General features: G+C 42.1%; 5 protein-coding genes. 2 read left to right on the top strand and 3 right to left on the bottom strand.

Features of this window, described 5'->3' with window-relative positions; translation table 11 throughout:
* Nucleotides 1–97: 97 nt before the first annotated feature.
* A complete protein-coding gene (locus IPH84_14020) occupies nucleotides 98–5,515 on the bottom strand; it encodes a tetratricopeptide repeat protein (GenBank protein ID MBK7174315.1) in 5,418 nt (1,805 codons plus the stop codon).
* A gap of 517 nt (nucleotides 5,516–6,032) precedes the next feature.
* On the opposite strand from IPH84_14020, the gene IPH84_14025 reads away from it, so the two are divergent.
* On the top strand, nucleotides 6,033–7,217 hold the full coding sequence (locus IPH84_14025; GenBank protein ID MBK7174316.1) for an MFS transporter: 1,185 nt from the start codon (nucleotides 6,033–6,035) through the stop codon (nucleotides 7,215–7,217).
* Nucleotides 7,218–7,287: 70 nt separating this feature from the next.
* Here the strand turns inward: IPH84_14025 and IPH84_14030 are convergent, their stop codons facing one another.
* Entirely contained in the window at nucleotides 7,288–7,668 is a 381-nt protein-coding gene (locus tag IPH84_14030) for a cadherin repeat domain-containing protein (protein ID MBK7174317.1), read from the bottom strand.
* Between the two features lie 287 nt (nucleotides 7,669–7,955).
* Nucleotides 7,956–8,201 carry a hypothetical protein gene (locus tag IPH84_14035; protein MBK7174318.1) on the bottom strand — a complete coding sequence of 82 codons (246 nt, stop codon included), beginning with the start codon at nucleotides 8,199–8,201 and terminating at the stop codon, nucleotides 7,956–7,958.
* 532 nt (nucleotides 8,202–8,733) lie between these two features.
* Here IPH84_14035 and IPH84_14040 point away from each other — a divergent pair.
* Complete coding sequence (locus tag IPH84_14040; GenBank protein ID MBK7174319.1) at nucleotides 8,734–10,296, top strand: class I SAM-dependent DNA methyltransferase; 1,563 nt, start codon at nucleotides 8,734–8,736, stop codon at nucleotides 10,294–10,296.
* Nucleotides 10,297–10,443 lie beyond the last annotated feature (147 nt).

Raw genomic sequence — 10,443 nt, forward strand, 5'->3', positions numbered from 1 at the left:
CATCTGCATATATGAATTGATAATTATAGTAAAGCTTGCTAAAAGTACCGACACAAGTCTAATGCGGGTGGATTCTATAATGGTCAGCAACATCAGCTCATGACAAATATTCAGCTGCCTTTTCCAAACAAACACCCGCCTGAGCATTCATATTTTCATTTTCCAAATAGTTGGCGAGGTCTTTCAGAATGCCTGCCTTTGATTCTTTTTCTTCGAGGAATTCTTTTTGCTGATCAAGTTTGTCGATAAAAGCAGGTAACTGATCCAGTTGTGAATAAGCTTCACCAAGCAGCCTGTAGTAATACACATAATCTGAATCTTCAACCTTATTTTCAATGGCAATGGTGATGGCTTTCTGCTGGAATACAATGGCTTTCTCCCATTCATTCAGTGCGGCATACATCACTCCGATATTGCTAGGGAAAACCGGTCCGGAAGGATCCAGATTCATAGCTTTTTCATAATAATCAATGGCAACGGGGTAATCCATCCTTTCATTGAACAGATTACCAATTTTGTTATAAATGATGGCAAGCTTTGCAGGGGAACAATCCTCTTTCCCCTGTTTCTCAAGCATGTTTGTTAACTCCTCTATTTTCCCTTCATTAAAAAATGCATCTACGCCTAAACCGTAATAATAATCAAATTCAAAGGCATCATCTGGCGCAAGCCTTCTCATCTTGATGGCTTCCTCAAATTCCATGATGGCCTCTTTCCAACTCTCCATATCCTGGAACATCAATCCAAGATTGCTATGATAAATAGGTTTTTTATCATCCATTTTAATGGCATCACGGTAATAAGGGATGGCTTGCATGGGCAGGCCTTTCCTGGAATATAAGTTTCCAACCTGGTTGAAGATCACAGCTTTATACTCTCTGGAAATTTGTTCTTCATTGTTCATTTCAGGCTGCTGCAGGAAATCTTCCAGGCGTTCGGTCATGAAATAGCTGTCAACCGACAATCCGAAATAGTAATCAAATCCATAGCTGTCATCTGTGGATTGCCTTCGGTACTGGATCGAATTCTTAAAATTGGACCAGGCTGTATCCCAATCTTTAAGATTCATATACATAAGTCCCAGGTTGCAATAAAATATGGGACGTGTCGGATCTGATGAAATGGCTTTCTGATAATAGAGGATGGCATTATCGGGATCATTATTCGTATTGGCATACAAATTTCCAACACGGTTATAAACCAGGCCTTTGGGTGCCGGGTTTAACCTGAAAATTTCAGCTTTTTCGATCAGTGCAAGGAATTCGTCTAATTTCCCGGCCTGGAAAAAGGCATCCACCGCCAGAGAGTAATAATAATCAGGCCCATAGGATTCATCTTTCACATGGTTTACCAGCTCAAGGGTGAGTTTAAATTGTTCTGTTGCCTGATCCCATTCTTTCAGATTCGAGTGCATTAATGCCAGGTTACTTGAATAGATTGCTTTTTCAGGATCCAGTTCAGCGGCCTTACGGAAGTAGGGCATTGACTTTTCAAATTCATTATCTGTTGAATACATTACCCCAATGCTATTATGGAAACCTGCAATGATTTCATCATTTCCATCGAAGTCTCCTGAATTTTCAAGTAAATAAAAGAAGGCCTCAACTTTATCGCAGATATAATATAAGCGCGCAAACTGTCCGTAATAAAACTCGAGGGTGTACAAATCATCCGCAAGGTATTTCCTGAGTTTTACTGCCCTGCTATAGAGCTCACGTGCTGCATCCCATTCACCCAGGTTGGTATACATCAGTGCCAGGTTGCTGCAATAAATGGGTTTTCCGGCATCCAGTTCCATTGCCTTCAGATACAAAGGTTTGGCTAACTTCCAATTCTCCTTGTCCGAGATCATATTACCCACCCTGTTATACAACAAGGCCAGTTTCTCGGGGTTGTCCAGTAAATCCCCTGATTTTTCAAGAAATTCAATAAATTCTTCAGGGATATCCTTTTCCTGGTATGCCGTAAGGAGCTCATTATAATAGAAATAGAGTGTATTGGGGTCAGCTGTTACCGTCCGCCTTTTAATCACAGCATTCCTCAGATGGGAAAAGGCATGTTCCCAATCTTTTAATTTTCCATAGGTATTTCCAAGCCGGAAATGATGAACAGGCTTGGTATCATCTTTCTCCAGCACCCTGGTAAAGCAGGAGAGGGCTTCATCATATTCTAAATTATCAAAATGTATGATTCCAAGCTGGTTAAGCAGGATTGGATTACTTGAATTTAGTAAGGATTTTTGAAGCAATTCCTTGTATTCCTCACCTGGGAGGTATCGCTCAGCCCAGTTCAGGTAATTCCAGTGAATCGGATCTTCTCCATTCCAAAAACGAATGGAAGCACCGATCAATTCATCACATTCTTCTGCTTCATGGCGGAATACTTCGAGTTTTCTTCCCTTTACAATCAGCTTATATCGCCATTCACAGCCATCTGATTTATTGCGAAGAAGCCATGCAGTTGGATCTTCCTTTAGCTTTTCGAGGGTATAATCTCTTACCTGGATATTTTCATCAATAAATGCACCCCAGATTTCACCGGGTAAAGTGTTTTCATTTAGGAGGGATATTTGCCGGCGATGTAAGTTTTGCCTGAATAAGAGCTTGCCAAATAGCTTTTCATCATTTTTTCTTAATAGTAGTTCCTGGAGGATTCGGATAAGGACAAAATCTTCTTCGTAATAGTAATTACGCAAATGGTTGATGAGCGTTTTGCAAACTGTCAGCTGATCAGGGATGTCATCACTGAAATCTGACTTGTTTTCAGGAAGCTGATCAGACTGCGCATCTACAGCATCCGGGATGTTATAGTAGTAGCTGATGGCGTAGTTTCTGACTGCCCTAACATCTTCAAGATCAAGACGTACCCAGTCAATATTAAGCTGGGTAAAGGCGGTCACAGAACTGGCTTCGAAACGGTCGAGCCGGAGTCCATCATATAAAGAAATCAATTTCGATGTTTCGAAAATCTTCCTGATTAGTGGTTTAAGATCATATAGCCTGTTTTTTTGAATCGTAATCTCCTTTTCCAGTTTATCAATCTTTTCAAGCAATCGCTGTTTCTCCTGCTGATTTGCTTGCATCGACATCAGGCTGTCAGGCACAAGGGTATTCGCCGGAGCAGCTCCTCTTGTTGGGGTTTCACGCGACAGAGAAGTCCCTGAGGTCAGGTGCTGACGGGCTGTTTTCTCATTGATATCATTGATTTTTTGCTGAAGGCTGTTTACATCCGTACGCGCATCCCTGATTTTTCGGAAGCATTCCTGCTGAATCAGTTCAATACTGGATGTAAGGGCTTCCAGCCAGCGTGGATTGCTCTCAGTAACCTGCTTCAGCAACCGGATTGATTTATCACTTCCTCCCTGGTCGTTGAGGAAGGTGAGGGCATTGGAGTTGTTATAAACTGCCACGATATTGGATGGATTCAGCCGTATAGCCTCTTCATAAGTGGCGATGGCTTCATTGAGATGATCCTCATTTCCAAATCGAATGTAATAATTGATACAGGCATTGGCCAGGTCGTTAAGAACGAAGCTTAGCACTTTTTCATTCAAACCGGCTGAACGGATTTTTGTCTTTGCTACTTTCTCATGATATTCCCTGTAGCGGCGCACCAGGTCGAAAGTGATGTAATCGTAATAGGTAACGGTAATTCCCTTTTCATTATTCATGGAATATGCGCCCACATTCGGATTATTGGCGATGGCCTGGTTGAAGAGGTCAATGCTTTCGTCTGATTTCCCTTCCTCTGCGGCTACCCTGGCTTTACCATATAATAACTGAGCAATAAATGTTTCACTTACGATAGCTTTCAGATTGCAGCCTTCATCAAACTTCCGCCTGGCTTTTTTCAGGTCATGAATCAGCCAGAGGATATTTCCTTGTGCTGTTAATGCTGCAATATTTCCCGGATTGATCTGTAGAACTTTTTCGTATTCATGAATCACACTCCTGGCCCGTTCCGGGGTAATCTCGCCATTGGTACGGAATTTCATTTCCATCCAGAATGCAAGGTCATAGCGGGCAATCTGGAATGAGGGCTCGATTTCTGAAGCATGCTGGAAAATCATCAGGGCTTTATCAATATCCGATTCGCAATAGGCTTCAGCAAGATAGAACAGTACATCCGAAATCGACAGGTCAGGCGCAACCGCCCGGGCTTTGTCAAGATTTTTCCTGGCACTTTTGTAGGAACCTGTCAGAGAATCTGCTAATGATAGTACGATATAAGAATGGAAAAGGATAGCGCAGGTTTCATTGTAAACCTTCCTGCCTGGTTTCATCAAAATCAATCTTGATAGTGAATCCTTCGGGAATGAGAGATAGGTAAGAATTGAATAGGTTTTACGATCGTTTCGATACCCTTTAATGCTTTTATTGCTTCCGAGACGGAGGTGGAATTTCTCTAACTGGGTAGTAGTTTTCTTGAGATTTTGTTTGATCTCGAATAGTGCATTACTCTTCCTGCCTGATAATGAAGCAATCCTGTTTTTATAGACCAGGCATTGGGCATGACCGATCTGTATCCTGGCATATTGCTGAAGGTAACGGGTAAAAAATGATTTCAATACCGGAATTCTCAGAAAGTACCCTGATAGCGTATACTTCAGCGTTAATTCAATTTTTCGGATAGCCGCCTGGTAAAGCTTAATGGCACTTTCAAAGGCATTGATGGTGTTGGAAGCAGCCATATCGGATGCTTCAATGTATAAAGCGTTGGCTTGCAGGTAAGCAGTAGGGAAGAGGGTGATTTTTTTCTCTATATCCTTTTCAATCCTGGCATATATTTCGGTGGTCACTCTTGAATAAACCCTTTCCAGGAGTTGGTTATATTCTTCAGTATCAAGGGTATCAGGGAACTCATCAATCAAGGGGAACCTGACCGTTTGGGCCAGTGTTTCAGCTGATCCTTTTGGGCCGATTCTTACGAATGGCATCACATGGATGATCCACTCCTTGTTTTCCCTGTCTTCACGGATGGCATAATGTCCATGTATATAAATATGAGAAGTAGAACGCGTATCTGTCAGACCGCGGGTTTCTTCAGCTGCAGGTTCTTCGAGGATTGAAAATCGTTTAATTCTTTGATGGATCAGTTCGATTAAGTCATGATGCATGAGTTTAATGCGGTCAATTGCTTTCAGTTCAAAGCGATCGGCCGGGGTTTCATCAATCCTTGAGAACGGATCCACCCAGAAAGTATACCGGAAAGGTTCTTTCGTCTCTTTTAGCAGGAAACTGGTTCGTTTCACCAGGAAATAGACCAGCAGCCCTGCGATAATGAAAAGTGTAGGGATAAAGACCTTGAGGTTCATTTCCAGGGGTTGGGTAAAGAGCCCGATAATTTGTTTGAGCATATCGTCCTGGGAAAGCAGGATGATCACCTGAACCATCGCTGAGAGTAAGGCACCCCAGCCCGCAATTTTCCCCTTTGCATTGCGCGAAAGAAGTTTGGATTCCACATCCCTGAACTTATCAAAAGGCTCTTTGAACTTAAGGAGAGTGTCGATTTTCACCGGAATACGTATTAATTGATAAAAAGAAGGAAGCAATAGTTTGCCAAATCAGCGACTGAACATCAGGGAAGTGAACAAGGGTAAATATCTTTCAGTATTCGTGAATATAACAAAGTTAATATCAAAAGGATTAGGAGAGGGTTTAAATTTCTTAGAATATTGGCTGAAAGAGTTTAGAATTCAAGAAGCCAGAATCCAGAATTCAGAATAATTTTCCTATTAGTGGCCATAATGTCTCCTGGATACTGTATTCTATCTTTCTCAAGAAGATGTATTCTTTCTTCTCCAAAAGGGAATCCTTATGGAGTGGATTTATGTATTCAGTATACTTGAATACTTGAATTCTTGGATTTTTGACTTCTTGAGTTTTTGAGTTCTTGAAATCTTGGATTTTGGTCCGCCAGCTGGCGGATGGATTTTGGAATTTTAAATTCTTGGATTCTTGAATTCTTGAATTCTTGAATTCTTGTTTTCTTTTCCCAAAAACCCTCTGCTTCCTTACCTTTGCAGTATTGCCCTGCCTATGACTTTCTCCTTAAAAAGAAATCTTACTTCGCTGTATGTCATCAAGATAGCCAAATGGATGAATTTGGTTATGCCGATTATTGTGTTGTTTTACAATGAGGCCGGCCTTGATATGCAGGATATTTTTATGCTGCAATCGGTTTATTCGCTCACCCTTATGACCCTGGAAATCCCAACAGGGTATTTTGCGGATATAGCGGGGCGAAGGACCAGTATGCTGGTGGGTTCTTTCTTTGGATTTATAGGCTATCTCATTTATGCTTCTTCCAGTGGTTTCTGGATATTTGTTGCCGCTGAAGTGATTCTGGGAGTGGGGCAGAGCCTGATTTCCGGGGCTGATTCAGCGATGCTTTACGATTCACTGGCTGCGAAACGTCTTTCAGGAAAATATACGCGATTGGAAGGACGGATTACCTCCCTGGGAAATTTTGGCGAAGCTATTGCCGGTATCATTGGAGGTGCACTGGCATTGATATCGCTGCAAACTCCATTTATTGTCCAGGCTTGCGTGGCTTTCCTGGCGGTGCCTGCTGCATTTTCCCTGCGAGAGCCTCCTGTTCATATCGTGAGACCTAAACCAGGAATCAGGGATATTGTGCAGGTTGTCAGGAATACGCTGATCTCCAATCGTAAACTGCGATGGAATACCTTGTTTTCGGCTGCAATTGGTACCAGCACACTGACTATGGCATGGTTTGCTCAACCTTTTTTCAAATCGGTTCAGTTACCCCTCACTTTGTATGGCACCGCATGGGCAATACTGAATCTTAGTGTCGGAATTGCTGCCCTGTATGCCTGGAAAGTAGAAAAAAAATTAGGGCCATCAAGGACTGTTATCCTGATCACCCTTAGCATTGTAAGCGGATATTTCCTGCTCTCTTTCTTTCCTTATATTGCTGCTTTGCCTGTTCTGCTGGTGTTTTATTTTGCCCGGGGAATTGCGACTCCAACCCTGAGGAATTATATCAATCTTATTACAACCTCCGATGTAAGGGCAACCGTACTATCCGTAAGGAATTTCGTTATTCGCTTTCTGTTCGCTGCAATGGGCCCTTTATTGGGATGGGTGAGCGATACATTCAGCCTTTCATCAGGATTCCTGATGGCGGGTATACTTTTCGGAATATTGAATGGGATAAGCCTTTACTTTTTTATAAAGTACCGGACTTATGAGTAAGAAATTGCCTGCAAGTTCAGCTGATTAGAATGAGTAATGTTGCAGGAATCGCCATCGTCTTCAGCTATGGTTAATCTCCTTTAGCTATCTCGGTCATTATTTTACCACTGAGCGCATCTCTTTTCAGAGTCACCAGTATTGTGGCTGAGCTTGACTGAGGATTAAATTTATCATTATCTGTTACTGCAACTGTGAGTGTCCAGGTGCGCTGAGAGAAAAAGCTGTCAAATGCAGAGGGCTTAACCATCAATGTTCCGGTTGCTGGATGAATGCTAAAGAAGCTATCAGCATTTCCGGCGGTAATTTTAAAGGTTAAGGATTGACCTGAATCAGGATCTGAAGCATTTATCACACCAACAAATACCTGGCTATTCAGGCTGTTTTGTCCAAAGGAAATAAGTGACAGAAAGCCAAAGAAATATGGCAGTAATTTACGGGTTATCTTTTTCATGGAGTTTATACAGGTTAATGAATGATTTTCATTCAAAAGCTAAGAGAGGTGAGTTAGGTTAGCGAAGATCAGATTTACCCTAATCAGGCATTTTAAGCAATTCTTAGATATTTACGGCCATTCCGGAACTTCCCTCCATTTATACTGACTCTGCAATCACACCGTTTTGCAATATCATTGCTAATCAGCATAAATGGAGGGGATCCAATCGAATGAATTCAAAGAACGGCTATGATATGCCTGGTTTGTCTGTACAACGGTTTGAACTGTTAATACCGTTGAAATGTTCAGTCTTTTTCAGTAGTTTTTAGCTTTTTATGGGCTAAATAAATAGCACCCATCACAAGAAAAATGCTAACTCCGCTTCCTAATGGGGCAGACGGGGCTTTTTCAGCTCCATTCGAACTTTGACCACTGCTGTTTAATCCCGGAGGCGGTGAGGAAGGTTGTGCCATGAGGCTGTGAATATTGAGAAAACACAGCAACATTGTAAATAAAAAAACAGGTAGAAAGAAATGGGTAAGTCTTTTCATTTTGGAGTTTTTGGTTTGTAAATCATAGAGATGTGCAATTAAATCAGTTCCCTGCATATCCGGGAGTGGTTGTAGTGTTTCGTAAAAAGTTTTGTAAATAATCAGGATTGCAGCTTCTGATGAGAATGGATGTATGCACGCAGAATGGGTGCAAGAGAGTATTTTTGATTGACAGGCATGCCATTAATAATTGGAATGCCCGACAATCAAAAATTCAATTTGTTTAAGTTTAACTCTACTTTTCCAGTGCTTATGAAACTTTCCCTGGAATTGTCAAAGGTAGATTACCTGATATTCAAAGTACTTACATAATTCCATGGCAGAATTACATAATTCACTTATTAATAGTCGAATAACTTAGGCATGCAGAGTAATGGACCTGAAGTTCAATGGTTTTGTTTTCTTAGTAAATTGCATGCGGGCTTAACCCTGACAGGATTTGAAATCCTGTCAGGGTTAAACCGATGAATGTTAGGGTTTCATACCTTTATTCACCATTTTTATAGTTTGATAAAATTAATTTTCGTGATATATGGCTCTGGGCTGGAATGAAATCAAGGAACGTGCAGTTAAATTTTCCAAAGAATGGGAAAACGCTTTTAATGAAGAAGCGGAAGCCAAGCAGTTTCTGATTGAATTTTTCAATGTATTTGGGGTGAGCAACCGCAAAGTTTCCACTTTCGAACACCGGGTGAAGAAATTAGGCGAACAGGATGGCTATATCGATATGTTCTGGAAAGGTACCCTGCTCATCGAAATGAAAAGCAGGGGGAAGAACCTCGACAGAGCGTATCAGCAAGCCAGGGATTACCTGCCGGGATTAAAGGACTATGAACTGCCAAAATATATCCTGGTTTCCGATTTTGCCATTCTTCGTTTATATGAACTTGAAACAGGGGAGGTTAATGAGTTTTACCTGAAGGATTTCGTGAACCATGTTCAAGTGTTTGGATTTATAGCCGGTTATCAGAAACGAACCTATAAAGATGAAGACCCTGTAAATATAAAAGCAGCCATATTGATGGGCAAGCTGCACGACGACCTGAAAGCTGTGGGTTATACCGGTCATGAACTGGAAAAATACCTTGTCAGGCTTTTATTCTGCCTCTTTGCCGACGATACCAGCATTTTCGAATCGCATGCCTTTCTCGATTACCTGCAGTTAAACACCCGCGAAGATGGAACCGACCTGGGTTTGCACCTGGCCCAGCTTTTCCAGGTGCTGAATACCCCGCCCGAAAACCGGCAAACCTCGCTGGACGAGAGTCTGGCGGCTTTTCCATACGTGAATGGCGACCTGTTTAAGGAACAGCTTTCATTTGCCTCTTTCAACAGCCGGATGCGGCTCACCTTGCTGGAATGTTGCACCCTCGACTGGAGTAAAATCTCCCCGGCCATTTTTGGCAGTATGTTCCAGTCGGTGATGAACGAAAAGGAGAGGAGAAGCCTTGGCGCTCATTATACTTCTGAAAAGAATATCCTGAAACTCATTAAACCCTTATTTCTTGATGAACTCTGGAAAGAGTTTGAAACCGTAAAGTTTAACTCCAACAAGCTCAAAGCTTTTCACCAGAAGATAGCCAACCTGCGATTTCTCGATCCTGCCTGTGGTTGCGGTAATTTCCTGGTGATAACCTATCGTGAACTGCGCTTGCTGGAACTGGAAATCCTGAAGCAGCAGCAGAAGGGACAGCAGGTAGTGGACCTGGAATCGCTCATACTTTGCAATGTGGACAGGTTTTATGGTATTGAGTATGAAGAGTTTCCCGCCCAGATAGCCCAGGTAGCCCTCTGGCTGATCGACCACCAGATGAATATGATGGTATCGCTGGAGTTTGGAGAATATTTCCTGCGACTGCCCCTGCGTAAAACCGCTCATATCACCCATGGAAATGCTTTGCGGCTGGATTGGGGTGAACTCATTGAACCTATACCCTGGGAAAACAGGAATGCCTTTGATTATATTATGGGGAATCCGCCGTTTGTGCAACCCCTGCAGGGGGGGGGGGGCGGCCCCCCCCCCCGGTGGCTTTTGTATCAACAAACTCAATCGCCCAAGGTGAGCAAGTTGGTATTCTGTGGAATTTATTATTGAACTTTTATAACATAAAAATCCACTTTGCTCATCGAACCTTTAAATGGGGAAATGAAGCTAAAGCTAATGCTGCTGTACATGTAGTAATTATTGGGTTCTCGAATTTTGATATATCAGTAAAGAAAATATTTGAATATGGTGAAATAA

Source organism: Bacteroidales bacterium (assembly GCA_016707785.1).
Taxonomy (GTDB): Bacteria; Bacteroidota; Bacteroidia; order Bacteroidales; family UBA4417; genus UBA4417.

Bases quoted from the DNA above. Each gene is read 5' to 3' on its own strand.
- IPH84_14040 (MBK7174319.1), top strand. From the start codon at position 8,734: ATGGCTCTGGGCTGGAATGAAATCAAGGAACGTGCAGTTAAATTTTCC.
- IPH84_14030 (MBK7174317.1), bottom strand. From the start codon at position 7,668: ATGAAAAAGATAACCCGTAAATTACTGCCATATTTCTTTGGCTTTCTG.
- IPH84_14035 (MBK7174318.1), bottom strand. From the start codon at position 8,201: ATGAAAAGACTTACCCATTTCTTTCTACCTGTTTTTTTATTTACAATG.